The 24,399-nt window shown below is 70.2% G+C and carries 23 protein-coding genes and 2 pseudogenes; 10 read left to right on the plus strand and 15 right to left on the minus strand.

The features are described 5' to 3' along the window. Positions 1–2 precede the first annotated feature (2 nt). The 6 genes and pseudogenes from WCE37_RS01515 to WCE37_RS01540 all read right to left on the minus strand — a co-directional run. Positions 3–662: a hypothetical protein gene (locus WCE37_RS01515; RefSeq protein WP_343277818.1), complete on the minus strand. Its 660-nt coding sequence runs from the start codon at positions 660–662 to the stop codon at positions 3–5. Continuing rightward, on the minus strand, positions 663–1,193 hold the full coding sequence (locus tag WCE37_RS01520) for a sigma-70 family RNA polymerase sigma factor (RefSeq protein ID WP_343277819.1): 531 nt from the start codon (positions 1,191–1,193) through the stop codon (positions 663–665). A gap of 96 nt (positions 1,194–1,289) precedes the next feature. Further along, positions 1,290–2,027 (minus strand): general secretion pathway protein GspB, encoded by a 738-nt coding sequence (locus WCE37_RS01525; protein WP_343277820.1) that lies wholly within the window; start codon positions 2,025–2,027, stop codon positions 1,290–1,292. A gap of 9 nt (positions 2,028–2,036) precedes the next feature. Next, a complete protein-coding gene (locus WCE37_RS01530; RefSeq protein ID WP_343277821.1) occupies positions 2,037–3,746 on the minus strand; it encodes an AAA family ATPase in 1,710 nt (569 codons plus the stop codon). 3 nt (positions 3,747–3,749) lie between these two features. Further along, on the minus strand, positions 3,750–4,691 hold the full coding sequence (locus tag WCE37_RS01535; RefSeq protein WP_343277822.1) for a DMT family transporter: 942 nt from the start codon (positions 4,689–4,691) through the stop codon (positions 3,750–3,752). 180 nt (positions 4,692–4,871) lie between these two features. Then, positions 4,872–5,033, minus strand: a pseudogene (locus WCE37_RS01540) (DUF72 domain-containing protein); the annotation flags it as partial. Between the two features lie 116 nt (positions 5,034–5,149). Between WCE37_RS01540 and WCE37_RS01545 the strand changes: the two are divergent. Continuing rightward, a complete protein-coding gene (locus WCE37_RS01545) occupies positions 5,150–6,781 on the plus strand; it encodes a serine hydrolase (protein WP_343277823.1) in 1,632 nt (543 codons plus the stop codon). A 51-nt stretch (positions 6,782–6,832) separates the two neighbouring features. Here WCE37_RS01545 and WCE37_RS01550 read toward each other — a convergent pair whose 3' ends face one another. Together WCE37_RS01550 and WCE37_RS01555 are read right to left on the minus strand one after the other, a co-directional pair. Then, positions 6,833–7,129 carry a hypothetical protein gene (locus WCE37_RS01550; RefSeq protein ID WP_343253693.1) on the minus strand — a complete coding sequence of 99 codons (297 nt, stop codon included), beginning with the start codon at positions 7,127–7,129 and terminating at the stop codon, positions 6,833–6,835. Positions 7,130–7,259: 130 nt separating this feature from the next. Next, positions 7,260–8,075 (minus strand): peptidylprolyl isomerase, encoded by an 816-nt coding sequence (locus WCE37_RS01555; RefSeq protein WP_343277867.1) that lies wholly within the window; start codon positions 8,073–8,075, stop codon positions 7,260–7,262. A gap of 282 nt (positions 8,076–8,357) precedes the next feature. Between WCE37_RS01555 and WCE37_RS01560 the strand changes: the two genes are divergently transcribed. Together WCE37_RS01560 and WCE37_RS01565 are read left to right on the plus strand one after the other, a co-directional pair. Then, positions 8,358–8,738 (plus strand): PadR family transcriptional regulator, encoded by a 381-nt coding sequence (locus tag WCE37_RS01560; protein ID WP_343253692.1) that lies wholly within the window; start codon positions 8,358–8,360, stop codon positions 8,736–8,738. After that, positions 8,738–9,658: a sensor domain-containing protein gene (locus WCE37_RS01565; protein WP_343277824.1), complete on the plus strand. Its 921-nt coding sequence runs from the start codon at positions 8,738–8,740 to the stop codon at positions 9,656–9,658. Before WCE37_RS01560 ends, WCE37_RS01565 begins: the two co-directional genes overlap by 1 nt. 17 nt (positions 9,659–9,675) lie before the next feature. On the opposite strand, the gene phaZ is transcribed toward WCE37_RS01565, so the two are convergent. Then, on the minus strand, positions 9,676–11,004 hold the full coding sequence (phaZ, locus tag WCE37_RS01570; RefSeq protein ID WP_343277825.1) for a polyhydroxyalkanoate depolymerase: 1,329 nt from the start codon (positions 11,002–11,004) through the stop codon (positions 9,676–9,678). A gap of 91 nt (positions 11,005–11,095) precedes the next feature. Beyond that, the gene (locus WCE37_RS01575) at positions 11,096–11,686 is read right to left on the minus strand and encodes a class I SAM-dependent methyltransferase (RefSeq protein WP_343277826.1); all 591 of its coding nucleotides are present in this window, start codon (positions 11,684–11,686) and stop codon (positions 11,096–11,098) included. A gap of 73 nt (positions 11,687–11,759) precedes the next feature. Between WCE37_RS01575 and WCE37_RS01580 the strand changes: the two genes are divergently transcribed. The 3 genes from WCE37_RS01580 (at position 11,760) to WCE37_RS01590 (ending at position 14,071) form a co-directional block, all read left to right on the plus strand. Next, the gene (locus tag WCE37_RS01580; protein WP_343277868.1) at positions 11,760–12,212 is read left to right on the plus strand and encodes a CopD family protein; all 453 of its coding nucleotides are present in this window, start codon (positions 11,760–11,762) and stop codon (positions 12,210–12,212) included. Between the two features lie 110 nt (positions 12,213–12,322). Beyond that, the gene (locus WCE37_RS01585) at positions 12,323–12,712 is read left to right on the plus strand and encodes a hypothetical protein (RefSeq protein ID WP_343277827.1); all 390 of its coding nucleotides are present in this window, start codon (positions 12,323–12,325) and stop codon (positions 12,710–12,712) included. A gap of 24 nt (positions 12,713–12,736) precedes the next feature. Continuing rightward, positions 12,737–14,071, plus strand: a complete 1,335-nt coding sequence (locus WCE37_RS01590; RefSeq protein WP_343277828.1) for an XVIPCD domain-containing protein — start codon at positions 12,737–12,739, stop codon at positions 14,069–14,071. Between the two features lie 85 nt (positions 14,072–14,156). Here the strand turns inward: WCE37_RS01590 and WCE37_RS01595 are convergent, their stop codons facing one another. Beyond that, positions 14,157–15,881 carry an alkaline phosphatase gene (locus tag WCE37_RS01595; RefSeq protein WP_343277829.1) on the minus strand — a complete coding sequence of 575 codons (1,725 nt, stop codon included), beginning with the start codon at positions 15,879–15,881 and terminating at the stop codon, positions 14,157–14,159. 152 nt (positions 15,882–16,033) lie between these two features. Between WCE37_RS01595 and WCE37_RS01600 the strand changes: the two genes are divergently transcribed. Beyond that, positions 16,034–17,401: a dicarboxylate/amino acid:cation symporter gene (locus WCE37_RS01600; protein WP_343253685.1), complete on the plus strand. Its 1,368-nt coding sequence runs from the start codon at positions 16,034–16,036 to the stop codon at positions 17,399–17,401. 57 nt (positions 17,402–17,458) lie between these two features. Here WCE37_RS01600 and bla read toward each other — a convergent pair whose 3' ends face one another. Then, on the minus strand, positions 17,459–18,334 hold the full coding sequence (gene bla, locus WCE37_RS01605; RefSeq protein ID WP_343277830.1) for a subclass B3 metallo-beta-lactamase: 876 nt from the start codon (positions 18,332–18,334) through the stop codon (positions 17,459–17,461). 137 nt (positions 18,335–18,471) lie between these two features. Between bla and WCE37_RS01610 the strand changes: the two genes are divergently transcribed. Both WCE37_RS01610 and WCE37_RS01615 read left to right on the plus strand, forming a co-directional pair. Next, positions 18,472–19,926 (plus strand): pitrilysin family protein, encoded by a 1,455-nt coding sequence (locus WCE37_RS01610; protein WP_343277831.1) that lies wholly within the window; start codon positions 18,472–18,474, stop codon positions 19,924–19,926. Between the two features lie 10 nt (positions 19,927–19,936). Continuing rightward, the gene (locus WCE37_RS01615; protein ID WP_343277832.1) at positions 19,937–21,361 is read left to right on the plus strand and encodes a pitrilysin family protein; all 1,425 of its coding nucleotides are present in this window, start codon (positions 19,937–19,939) and stop codon (positions 21,359–21,361) included. A 66-nt stretch (positions 21,362–21,427) separates the two neighbouring features. Here WCE37_RS01615 and WCE37_RS01620 read toward each other — a convergent pair whose 3' ends face one another. From WCE37_RS01620 to WCE37_RS01630, 3 genes are all read right to left on the minus strand, one after another. Beyond that, the gene (locus WCE37_RS01620) at positions 21,428–22,279 is read right to left on the minus strand and encodes a bile acid:sodium symporter family protein (protein ID WP_343277833.1); all 852 of its coding nucleotides are present in this window, start codon (positions 22,277–22,279) and stop codon (positions 21,428–21,430) included. Between the two features lie 167 nt (positions 22,280–22,446). Then, positions 22,447–23,094 (minus strand): C40 family peptidase, encoded by a 648-nt coding sequence (locus tag WCE37_RS01625; protein WP_343277834.1) that lies wholly within the window; start codon positions 23,092–23,094, stop codon positions 22,447–22,449. A 111-nt stretch (positions 23,095–23,205) separates the two neighbouring features. Further along, on the minus strand, positions 23,206–23,766 hold the full coding sequence (locus tag WCE37_RS01630) for a C40 family peptidase (protein WP_343277835.1): 561 nt from the start codon (positions 23,764–23,766) through the stop codon (positions 23,206–23,208). Between the two features lie 71 nt (positions 23,767–23,837). Here WCE37_RS01630 and WCE37_RS01635 point away from each other — a divergent pair. Then, positions 23,838–24,317, plus strand: a pseudogene (locus tag WCE37_RS01635) (peptidylprolyl isomerase); the annotation flags it as partial. Positions 24,318–24,399: the final 82 nt, after the last annotated feature.

The following is a 24,399-nucleotide window of genomic DNA, read 5'->3' on the forward strand; positions in this document are numbered from 1 at the left end:
GCTCAGCGGCCTTCGAAGCCGGCGACCTCGTCGAGGATGCGCCGGCTGCGGCGGATGCCGTCGCCGCCGTCGCAGCGCGGCGCCGCGGGGTCGTCCATGCGGGGTGGCCTCAGCCAGGCATAGAGCGCCGTCGCAATCAGACCGGCAATGCCCGCGCCCAGGCTGAGGCTGATCCAGCCCGGCGTCCCGCCAGCGGCGCGGACGTCGCCCAGTCCGGCCACTGCGACCACCACCAGGACCCACATGATCCACCACGGCAGCCCGCAGATCGCGGCGCCCAGGCCGTGGACGCGAAGCAGGCGTGCCAGTTGCCGCTGGATGTCGAGCACGGACGCGCCGTAGTCGATGCGCGTTGCCAGGGCGATGGTGATTGCAGCAAAGACGATGTTCACCAGACCGAAGGCATGGACTGCGATGCCGGCGGCGAGCAGTCCGGGGACATCCAGGTTGCGCGTCCAGCAGGCGACGCCAAGCACCACCAGCGCCACTCCAAGGGCCGCCTGCAGCACCTGTCCCCAGACCAGGGGGCGCAGTCCCCGACGCGCGGCGTCCAGCCGGCGCTCGCGGTGGATCTGCAGCTGGATGCCATCGTGGCGTTCCAGCTGGCGCCCGAGCGCCTGCCAGGCCTGCTTGAGTTCGTCGAGTTCCATGGTGATGTCCATTCAAGGGGTGCCGGTGGGTGCGACGTGGTCGCGGATGCGCCGCTTGAGGCGGCTGATGCGGGTGGTGACGTTGCTTTCGGACATGCCGAGCACCTCGGCCATGTCCCGCGTGCTGCGGTCCTCGAGGTAGAGCAGCAGCAGCGCCCGGTTCAGCGGTTCGAGCGTGGCGATGAAGCCGTGCAGCAAGCGCGACTGCTGGTCGCGTTCGTGGTCGACCGTGTCGGGGGCGACGGATTCGCGGAGTCCCTCCTCCAGCGGCACCAGGTGGCGGCGCGAGCCGTCGCCGCGCAGGTGCGAGATGCCGACGTTCAGCGCCACCCGGTACATCCAGGTGGAAAAGCTGCGGGACGGGTCGTAGCGCGGCCAGGCACGCCAGAGCTGGGCGGCGATGTCCTGTGCGAGGTCCTCGCGATCGTCCGCGTCGCGTGCGTAGGTGCCTGCGACCTTGAAGACGATGCCGCGATGCTGCTGCAGCAGCGCCGAGAACTCTTCGGCGCCATCGTGTTGGCGGTGGCTGCTGATGGCGTCCATCCCGGAAGCGGATCCCCTGATTCTGCGTGACAGGGAGTGATTCGCGGGCGGAGGAGGTTTGTCACGCATCCAGGGCGCGGCCGGGGGTAGGCCGGGTCAGGGCAGGGGAACGCGGATCGGGCGGCCGTCGAGTTCGAGCAGGACGCCGTCGCGATCGATGGCGGTGATGCCGGCTTCGCCCACGCGATCGCCCTCGGACTTGCGCTGGCCGTCGATGACCACGAACCGGCGGGCCGGATCCTCGTTCCACATGTGCATGGTCAGCTTCATTGCCGGCAGGCGCTGGCGCTGGGCCGACGGAAGTTGGGTGATGCGCACCGCACCGCTGGCAGGCGCCAGGACAGGGCGCGGGGCCGGGGCGGTGTCGGCGGTGTCCGCGGTGTCGCTGGCAGCCACGGTGTCGCCGGCAGCCGCCGGGGGCGCGGCTTGCGCCGGTCCGGCGGGTGGCGATGGGGCTGCCGCGTCCGGCTCAGGCGGCATGCGCGACGGCGGCTCCGGCGGCGTGATCCTGTCGACCCGCGGGAAGGGATCGGAATCGCCGGCCGCTGGCATGCTGGCCGATGGCGTTGCGGACACCGCGTACGCCGCCGGGGCCTTGGTTGCACGTGCGCCATGGTCGCCGAGGCCATCCTCGATCGCGGTTCCGTTGCCGCGCAGCCACAGCGCGACCAGGAGCAGCGCAAGCACGAGCGCTGCGCAGGTGATCCAGATCCAGGGCGGCAGGCTGCGCCGGGCCGCGCGCGCGACGGGCGGCAGCTCTGCACGCAGGCCGGGTGTTTCGCCGCGGCGGCGCTCGGCTTCGGATTTGCGCAGGGCTTCGAGGATGAGTGACATGCGCGTGCCTCAGTCCAGCCGACGGAGCAGGCGAGGGCCGGCGTCGCCCGAGGCCAGTGCGAACAGCGTTTCCGGGCCGACCACCCCGTCGACCGCGAGCCCGCGCGCACGCTGGAAGCGCCGCACGGAGTCCACCAGGGCGTCATCGAATCCCGTGCCCGGCGCCGCCGCGGCCGCTACGCCTTCGCGCACCAGGCGCTCGCGCAGCCAGTCGACGGATGCGCCAGCCGCACCGCGGGCGGGCGCCGGCAGCAGTCCCGCGGAGGAGCGCCAAACGGCGGAATAGCGCCCGCTCCATGCCTGCTGCAGCGTCGCTCGGTCGACGTCGATGACCGCATCACCCAGCAGCAGGCGCGCATGGCGACCGTCCGAGCCCTGCAGCAGCGCCCAGGCGCTCGCATTGGCGGCGTCGAGCTGGAGCAGTGCCGGACGACCGATGGCGACCAGGCGGTCGAGGTGCGCGCTGCCGCGGACACAGTACGTACCGGCGGCGAGCACCGGTGCACAGCCGCTCGCGGCGCGCGCGTCCTCGGCCGTGTGCGGCAGCGACCAGGCGAGCAGCAGGGCCTGCCACGCGGCGTTCCCGGCTGCCTGGTCCGCGGCGCCGGCGATGCGGGTGGCAAGGCCGGCGGCGTCCACGGCGGCCGCTGCCGCGGACATCGGTGCCTCGACGGTGGAAATGCTCGCGAGCGAGGCAGCGCCCGTCGCCGGACCGCGGGGCGCCGCGGATCCGATCCCGGCCGAGGCGACGGCGTCCCGGTCGGCCCCCCGCGGCCACAGCGCAGCCACGGCGATCGCCATCACCGCCACGGCGCCGACGCCGGCGACCGCAAGCAGCCGGCCCGTGCGCCGCGCGCCCGACGTCACCGCGGGCGGCAGCGCTTCACGTGCGGCCTCTTCGACCAGCGCGGCATCGATCGTGGCGCGATCGCGCGCATAGCCTGCCAGCAGGGCGCGTTCTGCGAGCACGTTGACCAGGCGCGGGATGCCGCCGCTGCGCAGGTGGATGCGCTGCACCGCGCCGGCATCGAAGGGGAAGTGCTGGCCACCGGCCATGCGGAAGCGATGCCGCAGGTACTCCGCGGTGCCGGGGGCATCGAGCGGGGTGAGGTGGAAGCGCGCGGTGATGCGCTGCGCCAGCTGGCGCAGGCCCGGCTCGGCCAGCATGTCGCGCAGTTCGGGCTGGCCGATGAGGATGACCTGCAGCAGCTTCTGGGTGTCGGTCTCGAGGTTGGTCAGCAGGCGCACCTGCTCCAGCGTGTCCACCGGCAGCGCCTGCGCTTCGTCGATGAGCAGCACGACGCGCAGGCCTTGCGCATAGGCTTCGAGCAGGTGGACGTTGAGCGCATCGACCAGTGCCTTGGCGTTGCCGCGGCGGCCGTCAAGGTCGATGCGCAGCTCTTCGCACACGGTTTCAAGCAGCTGCACCGGATCCTGGCGCGGGTTGAGCACCAGGGCCACGCGGGCGTTGTCGGGAATCTGGTTCAGCAGCAGCCGGCTGAGCGTGGTCTTGCCGGTGCCGACCTCGCCGGTGAGCTGCACGAACCCGCCGCCGCCGCCTTGGGTGATGCCGAACAGCAGGTGCGCGAGCGCGTCGCGGTGGCGCTCGCCCAGGAAGACGAAACGCGGGTCCGGCGTGATCGAGAATGGCGGCTCGGTGAGCCCGTAATGCTCGAGGTACATGCGCTGCGCGGCGGGACGGGGCCGCCAGCCTGCCACGGATCAGTCGGTGACGTCGCGCGATTCCGCCACCGCCAGCGCCTCGGGATGGGTGATGCGCCGCGGGCGGGTCAGCATCGGGTGCACCAGCACCGCGGCCAGGATGATCACCACCCCCAGGTAGAAGGGCAGACTCAGCTCCTGCTGTTCGGACAGCAGCACGATCGCCAGCACGATGGCGTAGACCGGCTCCAGGTTGACCGCCAGCTGCGCGGAGAACGCGCTCATGTGGCGCAGTGCCACCAGTGACAGCGCGAACGGGAACAGGGTGCAGGCGAAGGCGAGCAGCAGCAGGTAGCCGGCGTCGGCCGCGCCCGGGAGCACGAACAGCGGTCCGGCGAAGGCCGGGAACAGCAGCGGCATCACCGGCGCGAGCAGGGTCAGCGCGATCGCGCCGGCGCCGAGCTCGATGGCGGTCACCACCAGCGGGTCCGCATGGTCGACCAGGCGTTTGTTGAGCGAACCGAACAGCGCGACGAACAGCGCCGACACCGCGCCCACCGCCACGCCGATGCGCATGCCGTCGGGGATGCCGCCGACCACCAGCCCGACGCCCGGCAGCACGGATACGCCCAGCGCGAGTTCGGCGCGCGAGAAGCGCCGCTTCGCCAGCCTCGGCTCGATCATCGCCACGAACACCGTGGCCAGCGCCATGCAGGTCGCGGCCACCGAGGCGTTGGCCAGCTTGACCGCGCCATAGAAGGTCAGCCAGTGCAGCGCCACCAGCACGCCGATGCCGGCGTAGGACAGCAGCAGCCGGCGCGGCATCGCGCGCACCCCGCGCCATACCCGCGGCACCAGCGCCAGGGCGGCGGCGACCAGCAGCATCCGCCACCAGACCAGAGGCAGCGCCGGCAGCGTGATCAGTTTGCCGAGGATGGCGGTGAAGCCCCACAGCAGTACGCAGAGATGGACCTGCAGCTGGGCCCTGGTGGTCGGTGTCATGGTGCGTCGTCGCGGACGGGGAGGCGATTATCGCGGATGCCTGCAGGGTCCGGAGGCTGCTGCGATCAACTCCTGTCGGCCAGCCGCTCGTGCAGGGTCATCGCCGCCGCCGGGTTGCGTTCCTTGGCCGCGGAAATGAAGTACACGAAGACGTCGCGGGGCGCCGCTGTGGCCTGGCTTGATCTCGATCGCCGACAGCTTGCGGCTGGCGTATTCCAGCTCGCGTCGCTGCACCAGGCCCTTGGGATAGAAATTGTCGCGCCAGGGCGCGTAGGTCCAGCCGCCGATGCCGGTATGGATGCGGTCGACCGGCGCGACCGCGTTCTCGAACAGGGAATCCATCGCAGCGGTGCCTTGCGCCGGAGCGCCCCGACCGGAGCGCGATCATAGCCCCGCGTGTTCCGGTGCAGGTCGCAGTGGCCGATACTGCAGGGCAGTCCACGCCGGTAGCCCCGTCCATGCGCACGCCAGACCCCGTCCTCGTCGTCTCCCTGCTGCTGTCTTCGGCCCTCTTCCTGTCACCGGCCGCGGCCGCGCAGGAGGCGCCGCCCGCGCCGCTTGGCGGCCTTGATGCGCAGGTTGAAGCGGTGCGCGGGGCCTTCAAGGTCCCCGGCATCGCGGTGGCGGTGGTGAAGGATGGCGAGGTGGTGTTCGCCGGCGGTTGGGGCCAGCGCGAGGTCGGCAAGCCCGCAGCGGTGGACGCCGATACGCTGTTCTCGATCGCATCGATCACCAAGGCCTTCACTTCGGCCTCGCTGTCGATCCTGGCCGACGAGGGCAAGCTCAAGCTCGACGACCGCGTGATCGACCACCTGCCGTGGTTCCGCATGTCCGACGCCTACGTCACCCGCGAGATGCGCATCCGCGACCTGCTGGTGCACCGCAGCGGCCTGGGCCTGGGGGCCGGCGACCTGCTGTTCTGGCCGCCCTCGGACTACAGCACCCGCGACGTGGTCGAACGCCTGGCGCAGGTGCCGATCGAAGGCGGCTTCCGCGACCGCTACGCCTACGACAACGTGCTCTACGCGGTGGCGCAGCTGGTGATCGAGGATGTGTCCGGCCAGCCCTATGCCGACTTCGTGCGCGAACGGCTGTTCACGCCGGTGGGCATGGCCGATACCCGCATCGACAGCAACGCGCTGCGCCCGAGCGATACCAACGTCGCGATGGGGCATGCGCGGCCGGGTTTTGCCGGCGATCCGCAACCGGTGCCGGCGATGTCGTGGTCGAACAACACCGCCGCCGGCGGCATCTATTCCAGCGTCAACGACATGGCGAAGTGGATGCGGGTGCAGCTGGACGGCGGCGTGCTTGAACAAGGCGTGCCCGGAGACGGTGCCGCCGATGGCGACGATGCCAGGCGCTTGTTCAGCGCCAAGCGCCACGAGGCGATGTGGTCGCTGGTGACGCCGATCCCGGTCCGCGAACCGGCGGTGCCCGAACTCGCCGCCACGAAGCCCAACTTCGCCGGCTACGGAGAGGCCTGGAGCCTCAGCGACTACCGCGGGCAGCGCCTGGTCTGGCACACCGGAGGCTGGCCGGGGATGGTCTCGCGCCTGACCCTGGTGCCGGAGCTGGACCTGGGCGTGGTGGTGCTGACCAACCAGGAAGTCGGCGCTGCGTTCAATGCGATCACGATGCACGTGCTGGATGCCTATATGCAGGCGCCGGAGACCGATTGGGTCGCGGCCTATTCCGCGGCGATCGCCAAGGGCGGCGACAAGGCCGAAGAGGACTGGGCGAAGCACCAGGCCGCCCGTGATGCGCGTTCGAAGCCTTCGCTGCCGCTGGCCGGCTATGCCGACACCTATCGCGATCCCTGGTATGGCGACGTCATCGTGGCCGAAGGCCGCCAGGGCCTGGAGATGCGCTTCAGCCGTACCCCACAGCTGGTCGGCGACCTGGAGCACTGGCAGCACGACAGCTTCATCGTGCGCTGGCGCGACCGGACGCTCAACGCCGATGCCTTCGTCGATTTCAGCCTCGACCACGACGGCAAGGTGCGCCAGGCGCGGATGGAAGCGGTGTCGCCGCTGACCGATTTCAGCTTCGACTTCCACGACCTGCGGCTGGCGCCCGTTTCCGACTGACCGCTTTTTGCGGGAGCAGCCGTGGCCGCTCCCGCGGCGATCCTGCCGGATTCAGTCCTCGTCTTCTTCCTCGAACTCGACCAGTGCGTCGAGGTCGAACGCCAGTGCCTCGACCGCTTCGCGCACGCGGCGCGCGGTCGACGGATTGGGGGCGTCGATTTCGATCGTATGTCCCTGTGGTCCACCGACGTCGCTCAGGCCGGCCGAGCTCGAGTCGGCGTCGTCGAGCTGGGGCATCAGATCGTCGATCTCTTCGACGTGCTCGATTCCGTCAAGGCTCTGCAGCAGGTTGATGACAGCGCGGGTGGTGTCGTCGCTGCCGGTGAGGCGGATTCTGAGCAGGGCCATCGCGGGGGATCCTCTGGGGGTCGGTGGCCGTGGGGGGCCGGGACTGCAGGCTAGGAAGCCGCGGGCCAAGGCCGCGTGACGGGCCATGCACCGGGCACGCCGCCACGGACGTGCCGGGTGGGCGCCCCGCTCAGGTCGCCGGCGGCGTGCGCACCGGCACGGTGATGTTGCACAGGTCGATGTGGCCGGCCGGCTTCAGGTACCAGTCGTCGCGGCGGTTCCGGCGCGACTCGACAACGGCGTCGAACAGCGGCGTGTCGGTGCGCAGCACCTGGAGCTCGGTGCGTTCGGCCGCAGGGACTTCGGACGCCAGGCGCACGGCCTTGATCGGCACGCGTTGTGCTGCCTGCTCGTGGAAGCCGAGCGGGCCGGTGCCGCGCGGCACCACGCTCAGCAGCTCCATGCCCTGCAGCACCCGGCCGACCTGGGTGATGTTGCGGTCGAGCTGGCGCGGCGCCTGGCCGATGACCACGTAGAGCTCGGTGCCGTTGCTGGAATCCGCGGCCATGTCGCGGCCGGCGCCGAGCGTGGCGTAGCAGTGCGCCATCCAGGCCTGGCCTTCAGTCGGATCGCGCGCGGCGGGAAAGCCGGCGGCGAACCCGGTCTCCGGCGCCCAGCCGTCGGGATCGGACAGGGCGTGGAAGGCGAGGCCTTCGCTCGGGCGCGAGAACTCCGAGGGCAATGCCGCCTTCGCGCCGCCCAGCGGCTTCGGCACCCCGCCTTCGTCGGTGATGTCGCCGAACTGGACCACGAAGTTGTCCTGCGAGCGGTAGATCGTCAGCCCGTCCCAGAAGCCTTCCTTGGCGAGCGTGCGGATGTTGGCGACGTGCTCCGGTGCGAAGTCCGGCGCGAGCTCGATCACCACCCGGCCGCCGGCCAGCTCCATGTACAGGGTGTTCGCGGGATCCGGGCGCCGCCAGTCGGCGGGCAGCGAGGCATCGAGCAGCTCCTGCGTTGTCCTCGGGCGTTGCGCCTGGACTTCGGCCTGCGCCGCGGCGGGCCGGGCGGTCGGGGCAGCCGGGCCGGCATCGGATGGTCGGTTGGCCGGGTCGGAGCCGGCGGACGCGGCAGCGCTGCAAAGCAGGGCGGCCAGCAGGGCCAGGGGGCGGATGCGGTGGCTTGGGTGCACGTCGTGGCTCCGGTCGGGTGGCCTCGATTGTTGCGCATCCGCTGGTGGTCCTGACTATCGGCACATTCACTATATGGAAGTTCGCACTAGCATCCCCCCATGGTCGAACAGCCGCCCCCGCCCGACATCGACGCCGCGATGCGCAAGTTCCAGCGCGAGCTGAGTTCGGGCGTGGTCGCCCTGGCCCTGCTGGCGGTGCTTTCGCGCGCCGAGGAGCCGATGTACGGCTACCAGATCGCCAAGACCCTGGAGCGCTTCGGCGAGGGCGTACTCAGCGGCAAGCAGAGCGCGCTGTACCCGGTGCTGCGCAACCTGGAGGCGACCGGGCTGCTGTCCAGCCACGTCGGGCCCTCGGAGTCGGGGCCGCCGCGGCGCTATTACCGCATGACCGAGGCAGGGCAGGCCGCCCTGCGCGAATGGGCCGCCGCCTGGCGCGCAACCCGCGATTCCGTCGATACCGTCCTGGAGGGGACCCCGTGATGAACAGCCTGCCGCGCACCATTCCCGAGTACCTCGAACAGCTGCGGCGCTCACTGGCCGGCGCCGACCCGGCCATGGTCCAGGACGCGCTGTACGACGCCGAGGAATACCTGCGCTCCGAGCTTGCCGAGAACCCCGACAGGTCGGAGGCCGAGGTCATCGCCGCGGTCGCATCGAGCTACGGCGCCCCGGATGAAGTGGCCGACATCTATCGCGATACCGAGGCCACGGTGCAGACCGCGCTGCGCTCGCCGGTACCGCCGCGGCGCAAGTCGGCGTTCGGCCGCTTCTTCGGCGTGGTCGCCGATCCCCGCACCTATGCCTCGCTGTTCTACATGGTGCTGGCGCTGGCCACCGGCATCTTCTATTTCACCTGGGTGGTGGCCGGCTTCTCGACCACGCTGGGCCTGTCGATCACGATCATCGGCATCCCGCTGCTGATCCTGTTCTTCGGCTCGGTGCGGGTGCTGTCGCTGGTGGAGGGCCGGATCGTGGAAGTGATGCTGGGCGAGCGCATGCCGCGGCGGCCGCTGTACACGGCGCGCGGGCGCAGCATCTGGCAGCGCATTGGCGACATGTTCACCGACCCGCGCACCTGGAGCACGATGCTGTACATGCTGCTGATGCTGCCGCTGGGCATCATCTATTTCACCCTGGCCACCACCCTGCTGGCGATCGGGATCAGCTTCGTGCTCGCGCCGATCGCGTCGTGGACCGGCATCGGCGACGCCTGGCTGCACAGCAACCACGTGGTGCTCTACGGCCTCGACGGCGTACCGGTGGAGGGCGCGCTACTGCTTCCGATGCTGCTCGGCGGCGTGCTGCTGCTGTTCGCCACCCTGCATCTTGCTCGCGCCATCGGTCGTGGCCACGGGCTGCTGGCCAAGCACCTGCTGGTCAAGACCGCCCGGTATTCCTGAGCGGTCGGCGCCGCGCTTCAGCGGCGCTCGGCACCGCTGCGTACCGCCTTGGCGGCGCGTTCCGGCGCGGGACGCCTGGCCGCTGCAGCCGGTTTGGCCGGCGCCGCATCATGCGCCAGGAAGAAGTCACGCACCTGCGGATACACCTGTGTGCGCCAGCGGCGGCCGCTGAAGATGCCGTAATGGCCGGCGCCGTCCACGGTCAGGTGCGCGCGATCGGCATCGGCGATGCCGCTGCACAGATCATGCGCGGCGCGCGTCTGGCCCAGGCCGGAAATGTCGTCGAGCTCGCCTTCGATGGTCATCAGCGCGCAGTCCCGGATCGCCGCGGGGTTGACGCGCTCGCCGGCGACGTCCCACTCCCCGCGCGGCAGCAGGTGCTCCTGGAAGGCCACGCGGATGGTGTCCAGGTAATACTCGGCGGGCATGTCGAGCACGGCGTTGTACTCGTCGTAGAACTTGCGGTGTGACTGCGCGTCTTCCTGGTCGCCCTTGACCAGGTCCTGGTAGAAATCCCAGTGCGACATGAAGTGGCGCTCGGGATTCATCGCCACGAAGCCGGTGTGCTGCAGGAAGCCCGGGTACACGCGGCGGCCGTGGCCGGGGTAGTTGGGCGGCACGACGTGGATGACGTTGTTCTGGAACCACGACAGCGGCTTCTTCGCCGCCAGGTTGTTGACTGCGGTCGGCGACTCGCGGGTGTCGATCGGGCCGCCCATCATCACCATCGACCGCGGCAGTTCTTCACCGCGTGACGCCATCAGCGAGACCGCTGCCAGCACCGGCACGGTCGGCTGGCAGACGCTCATCACGTGCAGGCGCTCGGCGCCGATGTGGCGGATGAACTCCTGGATGTAGGCGACGTAGTCGTCGAGGGTGAAGGCCCCGGCCTCCTTCGGCACCATGCGCGCGTCGACCCAGTCGGTGATGTAGACCTTGTGCTCGGGCAGGAGCGTGCGCACGGTATCGCGCAGCAGCGTGGCGTGGTGGCCGGACAGGGGCGCGACCACCAGCACGGTGGGCTGGTCCTTCATGCCCAGGATGTTCTCGGCGTCGTCGGTGTAGCGCTTGAAGCGCAGCAGGCGGCAGAAGGGCTTGTCGAGCGCGACCTTTTCCACCACCGGCACGTCGTGGCCGTCCTTGACCACCTGGTGGATGGCGAAGGGCGGCTTTTCGTAGTCCTTGCCGATGCGGTGCAGGAGTTCGTTGCCCGCGGCCAGGCGGCCGGCGCCGGGGACCGCGGACAGCCAGGTGCCGTCGGTGCCGAAGATCTTCGCGTTGGCCTGCGCCAGTTCGGTGAACGGGGCAAGCAGGGTGCGGTTGAATTCGTGCAGCTGGTACATCATCGGCGGGCGTGCTCGTTTGTTGCGCGCTGCAGCATAACGCAGGCGGACCTGGGCCCGTGTCGGCCTTTCGTCACATGGCCGGAGCCCCCGTTCAGGCCAGTTCGAGGGCGGTTGCCCCGGGTGCCAGGCCGGGGGCCAGCCAGCAGTGCGAGCCCAGTGCGCGGAAGCCCACGGCCTCGAAGCGGCGCCGGTAGAAGGCCCCGGGACGGCCGATGAAGCCGTCTTCGTCGCCTACGGCGGCGTCCTCGCGGGCGAAGGCTTCGAGGAAGGCGACGCCGCCGCAGAGCTCGGCCAGGCCGGGCAGGCCGCGATCGATCTCGCGCGCGGGCAGGTAGTGCAGCACGTCGCTGCAGACCACCAGGTCGGCCGGCGGGCAGGGGCGCAGGTGTTCGAAGTCGGCAAAACGCGCGAAATGCAGGCTGCGGCGCGCACCGTGGCGGCTGATCGCGTACTCGCTGCTGTCGAAGCCGATATAGCGGGCCTTCGGGCGCAGCTTCAGCAGGGGTGCGCGCCAGGCGCCCTCACCGCAGCCGATGTCGAGCACCGTGCGCAGCGGGCGCTCGAGGTGGTACTCCGCGGTGGCCACGGCCAGCGCGATCTTGCGGGCCAGCCGCTGGCGTCCGCCGATGCCGCCCTGGCGGTACCAGCGGTCGAAATAGTCCCGGTCATAGGTCTTGTCCATGGGCGCGCACGATACCGGCTGCGGCGGCCTCCGTGCGATCCTGTCGCGCATTACTCCAAGGGGCTTCAAGCAAATGCAGAGCTATTTCTGGGTCAAGGCCGTCCACATCGTGCTGGTGATGGCCTGGGTCGCCGCCGCGTTCTACCTGCCGCGGATCCTGATCAACATCGCCGAGGACGGCGGCAACGCCGCGGTGCGCGAGCGCCTGCTGCTGATGGGTCGCCGCCTGTATCGCTTCGGGCACGTGATGTTCGGGCTGGCGGTGGTCGCGGGCCTCGTGCTGTGGCTGGGCTACCGCGTGATCCCGGAGTTCCCGACCATGGTCGGCAGCGGCACCGGCTGGCTGCACGCCAAGCTGCTGCTGGTGGCGGTGATGTTCGCGATGTACATCTTCGAAGGCCGCCAGCTGAAGACCGCCGCGCGCGGAGGCAGCCTTCCTTCCACGAAGATGCTCCGGATCCGCAACGAGCTGCCGGTGCTGATCCTGCTGGTGATCGTCTGGCTGGTGCTCGCGAAGCCGTTCTGAAGGCGGGCGCGCCGGGCGGTTCGCCGCCCGGAGGCTCGGGAAAGCCCTATACCGGAGTGCCGATCGCGCTGGTAGGGTCGGGTTTGTCGCAGCGTGTCATGGAGGACGCCTTGAAGATCGCACTTGCCGCCGTGTTTCTGACCATTTCGCTCATGTTCCCCGTTCACTCCGCGCGGGGCGAAGAGCCATCCGGCCCAAGCTTCCCGTCCGAGCTGCAGGGCGTCTGGGATGTGCATCCCTGGCCCTGTTCCGCGGACGAGCCGTCGGACAGCGACATGCGCTTCCTGATTGAAGGAAGCAAGCGACGCAATTACGAAGATGACGACACCCTGGTGTCGATGGAGGAGATCGCCGCCGCCCCGCGGGCCTGGCGGGTCTTGTCGACATCCAGCCTGGACCCCGAACGGACGCATGTCGATGCCCGGATCTACGTGCTCGCCGGGGACCGGTTGACGGTCGCCGATGAGGGACGCACCGAGGTGTACGTCCGCTGCAAATGAACCCGGCTCAGACAGGGACGTCCGATGCCTGCCAATGACTCCACCCCTTACCGCGTCACCCAATATGCGTATCCCGATCCGGGGAGGCCCCCGAGGAACATCGCGGTCACCGATCTGGCGAGCCTGGTCACGCATCATCCATTCTCCAACCGCAACGCACGGTTCGAGGGTGGTGTTCCAATAGACGTGGAGCACGAACACAATCGCTCGTACGCGTTCATCGGCGGCGAGCTGCAGGAAGTCCAGGCGCTGCGAACCGACCGCAAGTACCGCTCCCTGGCCCCCGACCAGGTCCTGCTCATCAAGGACTTCATCCTCGACGACCCGACCGCGAGTGACAGCCGCCGCGTGGATGTGCCCGCGCCGGCGGCAGGCATCATCGGGCGCGTGGACGCGCCCAACGGCGTGGTCGACATCCTCGATCCGGGCGACAGGTCGCTGGTGGCCCGCGTCCGGCACCTGGGTCCGATCGCGGTCGAGCCTGGCGATCGCGTGGCCTATGGCCAGTCCATCGGCACCCAGAACAACATCGGCCTGCCGCGCAATGCGGGCAAGCACGTCCACATCGAAATGGACACGCGCCATTACGGCCGGTTCGACAGTTACATCCGCGACCTGGTGGAGGGCCGCCTGCCGGTGCAGGCCGCGCAGCGCGCGGGCGTGGAGCCGCGTGCGCCGGTCGAAGACGGCGTGCTGCGCGTCGGCGGGTCCGGCGAGCGCATGACCGTGGTGCAGCGGGCCCTGGTGGCCGGTGACCACCGGGCCGTGGGCGGCTTGCCGGTCGAGATCGACGGGGTCTACCGGCTGTCGATGCAGGGCGCGGTGCTCGCCTTCCAGCTGGACCAGGGGCTGGAGCCGACGGCCGACATCGACCCTGCCACGTGGCGGGCGTCGCTTGACGTGGTGCTCGGCAGGCCGGTGCTGCCGTCGCCGGTCTTCGAGGAGGGCGGCCGCATGGACTCGCCGCGCGGTGGATTCCGCCTGCTGGAACAGATCCGTGGCCACATCAGGCGCCTGGAACCGGATCGCGGCGCCGGACCGGAGGCGGATGGCGAACTCGTGGCGCTCGCGCTTGCCGGCCGTGCAGCGGCGCAGCGGCTGACGTCCGCCGACCACGTCGTGTTTGCTTCGCCCGAGGGCGGGACAGTCGGGCCTTCGCGGGTGTTCGTTGTCCAGGGACGGCTGGATGACCCGGCGCAGCGTCGGGTGTCGATGGCCATCGAGGACGCCCAGGCCGTGTCGCCACGCGAGTCGCTGCGTGCGCTCCAGGAGATGGGGCCGCACACCGCCGGGCCCGGGCTCATGGCCCGGAACCCGCTGGCGCCAGCGGAGCCCGGGCGCGTGGCCCACGGAATCTGATACGGGCTGCCGTGGACCGGATGGCCCCGGCGTGCGTGCGTGGAGCCGCCGCGCTGCGTCCATTTCGCGCGGCGCGGATGTCCGTCTACTTTTTGGAAACGTCCGGCAGCTGCACCGGCACGCCCGATGCATCGCAGCTGCCCGCGGCGCACAGCTGGCCGCGCAGCTTCGGCGCCGCCTGCACGATCACGTGGTAGATCACGTTCTGCTCCAGCGTGCCGCGGAAGGCGGCGCTGCCCGGGCCGCGCGCCCAGATGCCGACGTCGTCGCCGCCATGGGTTTCGGAGCCCAGCGGCACCAGCGCTTCCTGCAGGTAGTCCGGATGCGCGGTATCGACGTCGCTCAGGTCGGGGCGGCCCACTGCCGGCTGCGCCTGCTCCAGGTCGTGGCCGTGGCGCTTCGGACCGGCCGGCTGTTCGTTGCTGGCGCCGGCGTAGCCGGGGCCGTTGGCGTAGCTGAGCGTGGTGTAGGGCAGGCCGAGTGCGTCCAGGGCGGGGCCGTCGCCGTATTCGCGCACCTTGCCGAGGATCGGGTTGCCGCGGCGCGGGTAGCCGGAGAAGCTGAGCACGTGGGAATGATCGGCCGTGACCACGATCAGCGTGTCCTCGGCCGAGGTCATGTCCGACGCCGCCTGCACCGCGCGCGCCATGGCAGCGGTCTCGTCGAGCGCGCGGTAGGCGTTGCCTTCGTGGTTGGCGTGATCGATGCGGGCGCCCTCGACCAGCAGCACGTAGCCCTGATCACCGCGCGACAGCGACTCGATCGCGAAGCGGGTCATGGCTTCGAGGTCGGGTTCGCCCTCCGCGCTGCGGTCGCGGTCGTGCTCGTACTGCATGTGGCTGGGCTCGAACAGGCCGAGCACCGGCGAGGCGCCGCGTGCGGCTTCGAACTGGCCGGTCGTGTGCACGAAGGCGCCGTCGGGGTTCAGTCCCTGCCACTCGGCCACCAGGTTGCGGCCGTCCCTGCGGCGACCGCGCACGCCCGGCATCACTTCTACGGCCGGCAGGAACTCGCGCGCGCCGCCTGCCAGCACCACCTGCGGGCCGCCGGTGTCGCGCACGAAGTCGATGAACTGGCTGGCGATGTCGGTGCAACCGGCCGCCTTCGCCGCGTCCGGGGTGGAGGCATCGCTTTCCCAGTTGCGGTTCGGGACGTGCGCGTACAGCGCCGCCGGCGTGGCGTGGGTCAGGCGCGCGGTGGTGACGATGCCCGTCGCCATGCCAGCATCGGCGGCGAGCGCCAGCCAGCTCTGCACGCGCTTGCCGCTGGACTCCGCGCAGTCGTCCATGGCGCCGGCGCTGACGCCGATCGCGCCGATGTGGCTCTTCACGCCCGAGGCCATCGCGGTCATGGTGCCGGCGGAATCCGGCGTCTGCGCGTTGGTGTTGTAGGTGCGCGAGAACGCGGTTGCCGGGAAATGTTCCCAGGACAGCAGGTTCTCCTCGCCGGAGCCGCCCTCGAGCTGGCCGGCGTAGATCCGCGCCGCGGCCACCGTGGTCAGGCTCATGCCGTCGCCGACGAACAGGATCACGTTCTTCGCGCGCCCGGCCATGGCGCCGTTGGCCGCCGCGTGCGCGGCACCGCTGCGATACCACCACGCCGCGGTCTCGCCTTCGGGGCGGCTGATCGCAGGCACGTCGACGTGCAACGACGCGGGCGTCGCGGCATTGCTGGAGGTCGCGTGCGCGCCGCTGCCGCCGGCGGGCTGCGTCGCACAGGCGGTCGCGAGGCAGGCCGCCATCACGGTCAGCATGGCGGGCAGGCGAGTGTGGATCGAAGCCGGAGAGAACGGGCGTGCGGTGCGGGTCATGAGGGTCCTGTGCGGTTCGGGCGGCCGATGGAAGGGACATTATGGCCGGCGGGCAGCGTCCCGGTGATGACACTCCGGCGTTCCGCCTCCGTCATCGCCGCCGGGATGACCCATGGGCTAAGGTGCCTTACTGCACTTTCCGCTGGATGCCGATGAAGCACGTCAAGGCCTGGTTCAAGATCCCGTTCTGGCAGCGGGTGGCCGCCGGCTTCGTGCTCGGCGCGCTGGCGGGCTGGCTGCTCGGCCCTGCGGCGGAGACCTGGTTCGGCCCGCTGGGCACGGTCTACGTCAACCTGATCAAGATGATCGCCATCCCGCTGGTGTTCTTCGCCGTGGTCAGCGCGGTGGGTTCGCTGGCGGGGCAGCGCTCCATCGCCGCGCTGGCGGCGCGTACCTTCGCGTGGTTCGCGATCACCGCGGTGCTGGCGGTGGCGGTCGGCCTGACCTTCGGGCTGGTGCTCAAGCCCGGCGTCGGCGTCGATGCGGCCAGCCTGCAGGTGGCCGAGACCTACCAGCAGCGCGACGTGCCCGGGCCGCTGGACGTGCTGGTCAACATCGTTCCGGAAAACCCGTTCCGTGCCATGGCCGCGCTGGGCGCCGGGCGCACGGAGGACGGGCAGCGCGTCATCGTGCCGAGCAACTTCACCATCCTGCAGGTGATCTTCTTCGCCGGCCTGGTCGGCTTCGCCCTGGTCCGGCTGGGCGCGAAGGCCCTGCGCCTGCGCGCGCTGATGGACGAGTCGCGCGAGATGATGATCCAGGTCACCCGCTTCGTGCTCGAGGCCACGCCGCTGGGCACCTTCGGCCTGATCGCGGCGCTGGTGGGCAGCTATGGCTTCGAGCAGCTGATCCCGCTGGGCAAGTTCGTCATCGCCCTGTACCTCGCCTGTGCCTTCCACATCCTGGTGGTCTACACCGGGCTGCTGCTGGCGCACGGACTGAACCCGCTGAAGTTCTTCCGCGGTGCGGCGCCGGCGATGCAGATCGGCTTCGTGGCGTCGTCGAGCTTCGCCGCGCTGCCGCTGTCGCTGACCTCGGCCACGCACAACCTCGGCGTGGACAAGGACTACGCCAGCTTCGCCGTGCCGCTGGGCGCGAGCATCAAGATGGACGGCTGCGGCGCGATCTATCCGGCGCTCGGCGCGGTGTTCATCGCCCAGTTCATGGGCATCGAGCTCTCGACCGGCCAGTACTTCCTGATCGCCCTGGCCTCGGTGCTGGGCAGCTTCGGCACCGCCGGCGTGCCGGGCACGGCGGTGATCATGGCCACGGTGGTGATCAGCGCCGCTGGCCTGCCGCTGGAGGCGATCGGCATCCTCTACGCCATCGACCGCATCCTCGACATGATGCGCACCATGACCAACGTGACCGGCCAGGTGCTGGTGCCGGTGCTGGTGGCGAAGGAGACCGGCCTGCTCGACCGCGCGGTGTACGAGCGCGCGTCGAGCAACGTCGGGGTCGAGGAAGGCGACCGGGCGGAAGAAGAGGCCGTCGATACCGGGCGCGCCGGCCAGCCATAGCGTGCGGCCACCGCTGCCGGCGCGCCGGTTGTTGGCCTGCGCCTGGCCCCGCTCCGCTCAGCGCCCACCTTTGCTGCGCTCGGCCTCGAGCTGCTCCTCGAAGGCGCGCTCCGCGGTATCGGCGTACTCGATGCAGCCCATCGGTTTGGAAGCCGCCGGATCGGCGAAATTGCGTCCGCTGGAGCCAGGGTGCGGGGTCAGCAGCAGGTCGCAGGGCAGGGCGCGGACCACTTCGAAGCTGCGGCGGTAGTCCTCGATGATGCGCGGATAGCGCGGGTTCCCGACCAACTGGTAGCCCGGCGCGCTCAGGCTGTCGGCATACGCGATGCGCACTTCGCGGCCATCGTCGCGATCGGTCCAGGTCCAGGCGGTGCTGCCCGGCGTGTGTCCGGGCATGAAGTGTCCGGTGAAGCGCATGCCGCCGAGTTCGACGACTTCGCGGTCAAGCAGCAGGCGGTCGACCTGTACCGGTGGGAACGTGATGGCGTCGCCGAAGTGGATGTCGTCGCTGCCGCCGCGTGCCAGCAGCACCGCGGACTCGGCGTTCGCGGCCATGCGCGCACCGGTTTTCCGGCGGATCTCGGCGAGGGGGCCGGCATGGTCGGCATGGGCCTGGCTGAGCAGGATCAGCTTGAGGTCGCCGGGCGCCACGCCCAGGTCGGCCATGTGCCGCAACAGCATGTTCGCCGCCTGCGGCATGCCGCCGTCGATCAGCACCGCGCCTGCCGGGGTCTTCACCAGGATCGCGCTCAGGTTGGCCGTTCCGATGTGCCAGGTGCCGTCGGCGATGCGCACCGGTGCGATGGGCTGGCGCCAGCTTTCGTGGACGGTGTAGGCCTCGAGCTGCGGCAGCGGCGGCTCCGCGGCCGCGACGGCCCGGGGCGACAGGAGGAGGGCCAGGACAAGGGCGGCGGGCAGGGTGCGAGGGAACATCGTTCACCGGTGCGTGGGCGGAAAGGCGGCAGTATCCACCGATGCCGGCCCTGCGTCGCGGGCATGACTTCCGGCCGGCTACCGGCCCGGGCATCCGCGGTATGTTCGCGATTCGTCCACAAGGGAGAGGGGGACAGATGAAACTGCCCAGGCACATCGCGTGGCTGTCGGCGCTGCTGATCGCGGCGCCGGCCTTCGCCGCCGGCACCGACCGCTGGGATATCCCGGTGGCGACGAAGACCCTCGACAATGGTCTGACCGTGGTGGTCTCCGAGGACCGCAGCGCGCCGGTAGTGGGCGTCAGCGTGGTCTACGGCATCGGCATGCGGCTCGAGCCGCGCAACCGCACCGGCTTCGCGCACCTGTTCGAGCACCTGATGTTCGAGGGCTCGGCCAACGCGCCCGAGGGCGTGTTCGACCGCGTGATCACCGGCGGCGGCGGGCGCAACAACGGCTCGACCCGCGCCGACTTCACCAACTACATCGAGATCGCGCCCTCGTCGGCGATCGAGCCGATCCTGTGGCTCGAAGCCGACCGCATGCGCATGCTCGACTTCAGCGAGTCGACCTTGAAGAACCAGCAGGACGTGGTCAAGGAAGAGATCCGCAACAACGTGCAGAACCAGCCCTATGGCGGCTTCATGTGGATCGACATCGGCATGCATGCGTTCCAGAAGTGGGAGAACAACCACGACGGTTACGGCAGCTTCGAGGATCTTGAAAGCGCCAGCCTGGAAGACGTGAAGGCGTTCCACCGCGACTATTACGGCCCGAACAACGCGATCCTTTCGCTGGCCGGGGACATCTCGCCGGACGAAGGCTTCGCGCTTGCGGAGCAGTATTTCGGCGACATCGCGCGGCGCGAGACGCCTGCCGCACCCGACTTCAGCGAAGGCCTCAACACGCAGGAGACGCGCCTGCAGCAGGGCGACAAGCTGGCCCAGGTGCCGGCGATCGCCGTGGCCTGGAAGATGCCCGACCGCGGCAGCGCCGACCAGGCGCCGATGGCGGTGCTGGGCGCGCTGCTCGCCAACGGCGACGCCTCGCGCCTGTACCAGGGGCTGGTGAAGGGCCGGGAGCTGGCGCTCAACGTCGACTCGCTCTATGGCCTGACCAGCGAGTGGGAATATGACGGCCCGACGCTGTTCACCGTGTTCGCGCTGTACAAGCCCACCACCGATGCCGACGCCATGCTGGCCGCCATCGACGAGGAGATCGCGAAGGTGGTCGCCGACGGCGTCGACGACGCAACGCTGGCCCGGGTCAAGACCCGCATGCTGGCCGACTGGTACAACGGCCTGGAGTCCTTCCTCTCCCGCGCCGATGCCCTGGCCAAGCTGCAGCTGATGTGGGAAGACGCCGAAGTCGTGAACCGGATTCCGGGCTGGATCGATGCGGTGACCTCGGCCGATGTGCAGCGCGCCGCGCGCACCTACCTGACGCGCGACAACCGCACCGTCATCGACCGCAAGCCGGACGCGATGCTGCAGGCCGCCGCGGCCAACGCCGACACCGCCGTCTTGAACGCTCAGGTGGGCGACGACGCAGCCGACGCAGGCGCAGACGCGCCTGACACCAGCGGCCAGGACTGAGGAGACTTCCATGACCATCTTCTTCAAGCACACTCTGCTCGCCCTGGCCGTTTCCGCGCTGGCCTGCGGCGCCGCCGTCGCCGGCCCCGCCGCCGACCTTCCCGAGGACCTGCCGCCGTATGCGGCCGACAAGCCGCTCCCGGTGCCGGAGATTGCACGCAGGACGCTCGCCAACGGCCTCGAGGTCTGGGTGGTGCCGCGCGACGGCATCCCGCGCGTGGATTACGTGCTTGCGGTGCGCAATGCCGGCTATGTGGCCGATGCACCGGACGCGCCGGGCTTCGCTTCGCTGCTCGCCGCCCTGCTGCCCGAAGGCACCGCCGAGCGTGATTCACGCCAGATCGCCGAATTCGCGCAGGCCCAGGGCGGTGGCATCGGCGCCACCGTAAGCAGCGACGGCGCCATCGTGCATGCCAATGCGCTGGCCGCCAATGCCGGCCCGATGCTGTCCCTTCTGTCCGAGGTCGCGCGCACGCCGGCCTTCCCGGAGGGCGAGGTCAAGCTGGCGCAGGCCAATGCACTGCAGGCGCTGAAGGCGGCCGAGGCGCAGCCGGGGTTCCGCGCCACCCGCGCGCTGCTGTCGGCGGTCTACGGCGACCATCCCTACGCGCGCACGCAGCCGACCGAAGCCTCGATCACGGCCGTGACCCCCGAGGTGCTGCGCCGCGAGCACGCGCGGCGTTTCCATCCCGGGCGCAGCCTGCTGGTGGTTGCCGGCCGCGTCGAGGCCGACGAGGCGTTCCGCCTCGCCGAGGCGGCCTTTGGCGACTGGAAGGCGCAGGGATCGGCCGACGTCGCGGCCACGCCCGCCGCCCCGCGCCAGGCCGAGGCCCGGCGCCTGCTGCTGCAGCGCGATGGCAGCGTGCAGTCGACCCTGCGGCTGGCAAGTCCGGCGGTGCCGGCCAGCGACCCCGACGCGATTGCGCTGCAGCTCGCCGGCACCGTGCTCGGCGGCAGCTTCTCCAGCCGGGTGATGCAGAACCTGCGCGAGGAGAAGGGCTACACCTACGGCGCACGGGCCGGCGCCGCGTCCTCGGCGCAGGGCGGCTACGTGGTCGGCTCCGCGGACGTTCGCAACGAGGTCACCGGCGCGTCGCTGACCGAGTTCTTCAGCGAGTACGCACGCCTCGGCGCCGAGCCGGTGCCGGCGACCGAGCTCGATGACACCAAGCGCTATGTCGCCGGCAGCTACCTGATCGGCAACCAGATGCAGGCATCGGTGGCGTCGTCGCTGGCCTCGAACTGGCTGGTCGGCCTGCCGCCGGACTACCTGGGCGAGTTCGTGCCCAGGGTGCGCGCGGTGACCGCCGGCCAGGTGCAGGCGATGGCGGCCCGCTACTTCGTGCCGGAGCGACAGAGCATCATCGTGGTCGGCGATGGCGACGCGATCGCCGGGCAGCTGGCCGAGTGGGGCGAGTTCACCAGGGTCGAATAGACCGGCGGCCGTCTTCCCCCGACTGCGGGGGAGGATGCCCGGCGGCCCGGCGCCGGTCGCGGGCCTCTATGCCGGCGCCGTGGCAGGGCGGTTGAGCCACCAGGCGAACGCGGCCGCGGTGAAGAACATCAGCAGGCTGTACACCGCCGCGGGGATCGCCATCGCGGCAGTGCCGAGCACGTTGAGCGCGATGAAGATCGCCAGCGTGCCGTTGTGGATGCCGATCTCCATCGAAATTGCGATGGCCTGCGGGCGCGGCAGCTTCACCGCCAGTGGCGCCGCATAGCCCGCGCCCAGGCTGGCCAGGTTGAACAGCAGGCAGGCCAGGCCGACCACGGCCACCGACGACAGCAGCACCTGCCAGGACTGCGCCACCGCCACCGCGACCAGCAGCGCCAGCACTGCCACCGAGAGCAGCCTCAGCGGCTTGGCCGAACTGGCCGCGAACCCCGGCGCGAACCGGCGCACGGCCATGCCCGCGGCGACCGGCAGCAGGATGATGACGCCGACTTCGACCACCTTCGCCACCGGCGGCGGGACGTACTGGCCGGTGCCCAGGAAATACTCGAGCGACAGGTTGAGGACCACCGGCAGGGTCAGCAGGCAGAGCAGGCTGTTGATCGCAGTCAGGGTGATGTTGAGCGCCACGTCGCCGCGGGCCAGGTGGCTGTAGATGTTGGCGGTCGCGCCGCCGGGTGAAGCAGCCAGCAGCATCAGCCCGACCGCGAGTTCCGGCCGCAGCCCGAAGCCCAGCGCCAGCCCGAAGGCTACCCAGGGCAGGACCAGGGTCTGCAGGGCCAGGCCGGTCAATACCGCCCCCGGGTAGCGCGCCACGCGCCGGAAATCGTCGATGGTCAAGCCCATTCCAAGCCCGAGCATGATCACCCCCAGCGCCAGTGGCAGCAGGAGGTTGGTCAACAGCGTCGCCTGCATCGCGGTCCTTTACCGTGGTTTCGATGGCAGCGAGCTTCGCCCGCGGCGCGGGGGCGTGCACGCCGCGCTGCAACGGGGCCCGGGCAGCTCAAGCAGGAAGGCCGCCCTGGAAGGCGGCCTTCGGTCACATCAGCATCGCGCCAGGCAGGAGCTCAGCTGTGCAGGCCGTCCACGCGGCGGGCCTGGAGGAACTTGCCGGCCCAGTAGCCGGTGTCCAGGCGCGACACCGTGACATCGCGGCCGGTGCGTGGCGCATGCACGAACTGGCCGTCGCCGACGTAGATGCCGACGTGGTCGACGCGCTTGCCGCGGCGGCCGAAGAACACCAGGTCGCCGGCGGCAAGCGCCGCGCGGTCCACCTTTTCGCCGTTGCCGGCCATCTCGCGCGACACGCGCGGCAGCTCAATGCCCAGCGCGGTGCGGAACACATAGCCCACCAGGCCGCTGCAATCGAAGCCGGAGTCCGGCGACGTGCCGCCCCAGCGGTAGGGCGTGCCGAGCAGGCCCATGGCCCGCTGCAGCAGGACCTGGATGCGCCCAGCCGGCTGGGCGTCGGCACTGGACTCGCCGGCCTCGATCAGCTGCAGGACGTCGGCGGCGCTCAGCATGTCGCGGTTCGGCGCGACGCCGGTGCCCATCAGCGTCTGGCTGGCCGAGCCGGAAAGCATCTGGTCGGCGGAGTCGGCACCCAGCGGGGCGGCGAATGCCGGGGCCGCGCAGAGCAGCAGGCCACTGAGGAGGAGCGATCGCACCCGGAGGGTGGAGCGGCTGGAGAAGGCGATGCCTGGAAAAAATGTCACGCGGTCTTCACAAGTCGACAACAGCAGCGCGTGATGGTGCCGTAGAGACGGCGTGAACTTGTTACGATTTCATTAGCGTGAGGTGAATGTCGTGAGACGCATGTCCCCGATTCAGCGCAGGATGCGTTTTGCACCGCTGTAGTTGCGCCGCCAGTAGCTTCCATCGAGATGGTCCAGGCGGACCGTGCCGCCGGTGCTGGGGGCATGGACGAAGCGGCCCTCGCCGATGTAGATGCCGACGTGGGTGACGCTGCCACCGCTGCCGAAGAACACCAGGTCGGAGGTCGCCAGCTTTTCCGGCTGGATCTTCGGCCCCTGATAGGCGGCGAGGTCGCGCGAGGTGCGCGGCAGCTTCAGGTCCAGCATGTCCCGGTACACATAGTTGACCAGGCCCGAACAGTCGAAGCCGCCCTCGGGGGTGTTGCCGCCGTAGCGATAGGGCGTGCCGACCAGGCTGATGGCGCGCATCATCACCGCATTGGCCGCGGCCGGATCGGCCGGCGTGACCTGGGGCCATTCGCGTTCGGCGACGGCCGGCACCCGGGCCGGCGACGGCGACGGCGCGCGGACAGCGGTGCGGCCGCAGCCGGCGGCGAAGGCGACGGTCAGCAACACCGCGGCGGCGATTGGCGCGCGACGGCCGGTGTCTGGATAATGCGTGTCCTTGCCCATCGGCCGGCATCTTGGCCGAGCCCCCGCATTCCTACAAGCGGCCGCGTGCCGCGCTTCCGGACCCATTGCCCATGAAGATCGAAAAAGACCGCGTCGTCCGCTTCCACTACACCGTCTCGCAGAAGGGCGGCGAACCGGTGGAGACGTCGAAGGACCGCGACGAGCCGCTGGCGATCCTGCACGGCCACGGCAACATCATCCCGGGCCTTGAAAAGGCGATGGAAGGCCACGTCGCCGGCGACAGCTTCAGCGCCGACGTGCCCTGCGCCGAGGCCTATGGCGAGCGTCGCGAGGGCATGACCCAGCGCGTGCCGAAGAAGCACTTCAGCGGCCAGAAGCTCAGCGTCGGCGACCAGGTGGTGCTGAACACCAACTTCGGCCCGCGCGCGGTGACCATCCAGAAGGTCGGCATGAGCGTGGTCGATGTCGACCTCAACCATCCGATGGCCGGACAGGACCTGCACTTCGACGTCGAGATCGTCGACGTGCGCGAGGCGCAGCAGGTCGAGATCGAACACGGCCACGTGCACGGCGCCGGTGGCCATGACCATGGTGACGCGGCCGATCAGGACGAGGCTGCGGCCGAAGCCTCCAGCAGCGACGACGACGCCGGCAAGGCCGGCTGACGGCCGC

It is taken from the genome of Luteimonas sp. MJ250, assembly GCF_039548455.1.
GTDB lineage: Bacteria > Pseudomonadota > Gammaproteobacteria > Xanthomonadales > Xanthomonadaceae > Luteimonas.

Bases quoted from the DNA above. Each gene is read 5' to 3' on its own strand.
- WCE37_RS01515 (WP_343277818.1), bottom strand. From the start codon at position 662: ATGGACATCACCATGGAACTCGACGAACTCAAGCAGGCCTGGCAGGCG.
- WCE37_RS01520 (WP_343277819.1), bottom strand. From the start codon at position 1,193: ATGGACGCCATCAGCAGCCACCGCCAACACGATGGCGCCGAAGAGTTC.
- WCE37_RS01525 (WP_343277820.1), bottom strand. From the start codon at position 2,027: ATGTCACTCATCCTCGAAGCCCTGCGCAAATCCGAAGCCGAGCGCCGC.
- WCE37_RS01535 (WP_343277822.1), bottom strand. From the start codon at position 4,691: ATGACACCGACCACCAGGGCCCAGCTGCAGGTCCATCTCTGCGTACTG.
- WCE37_RS01545 (WP_343277823.1), top strand. From the start codon at position 5,150: ATGCGCACGCCAGACCCCGTCCTCGTCGTCTCCCTGCTGCTGTCTTCG.
- WCE37_RS01550 (WP_343253693.1), bottom strand. From the start codon at position 7,129: ATGGCCCTGCTCAGAATCCGCCTCACCGGCAGCGACGACACCACCCGC.
- WCE37_RS01560 (WP_343253692.1), top strand. From the start codon at position 8,358: ATGGTCGAACAGCCGCCCCCGCCCGACATCGACGCCGCGATGCGCAAG.
- WCE37_RS01565 (WP_343277824.1), top strand. From the start codon at position 8,738: ATGAACAGCCTGCCGCGCACCATTCCCGAGTACCTCGAACAGCTGCGG.
- phaZ (WP_343277825.1), bottom strand. From the start codon at position 11,004: ATGATGTACCAGCTGCACGAATTCAACCGCACCCTGCTTGCCCCGTTC.
- WCE37_RS01575 (WP_343277826.1), bottom strand. From the start codon at position 11,686: ATGGACAAGACCTATGACCGGGACTATTTCGACCGCTGGTACCGCCAG.
- WCE37_RS01580 (WP_343277868.1), top strand. From the start codon at position 11,760: ATGCAGAGCTATTTCTGGGTCAAGGCCGTCCACATCGTGCTGGTGATG.
- WCE37_RS01590 (WP_343277828.1), top strand. From the start codon at position 12,737: ATGCCTGCCAATGACTCCACCCCTTACCGCGTCACCCAATATGCGTAT.
- WCE37_RS01595 (WP_343277829.1), bottom strand. From the start codon at position 15,881: ATGACCCGCACCGCACGCCCGTTCTCTCCGGCTTCGATCCACACTCGC.
- WCE37_RS01600 (WP_343253685.1), top strand. From the start codon at position 16,034: ATGAAGCACGTCAAGGCCTGGTTCAAGATCCCGTTCTGGCAGCGGGTG.
- bla (WP_343277830.1), bottom strand. From the start codon at position 18,334: ATGTTCCCTCGCACCCTGCCCGCCGCCCTTGTCCTGGCCCTCCTCCTG.
- WCE37_RS01610 (WP_343277831.1), top strand. From the start codon at position 18,472: ATGAAACTGCCCAGGCACATCGCGTGGCTGTCGGCGCTGCTGATCGCG.
- WCE37_RS01615 (WP_343277832.1), top strand. From the start codon at position 19,937: ATGACCATCTTCTTCAAGCACACTCTGCTCGCCCTGGCCGTTTCCGCG.
- WCE37_RS01630 (WP_343277835.1), bottom strand. From the start codon at position 23,766: ATGGGCAAGGACACGCATTATCCAGACACCGGCCGTCGCGCGCCAATC.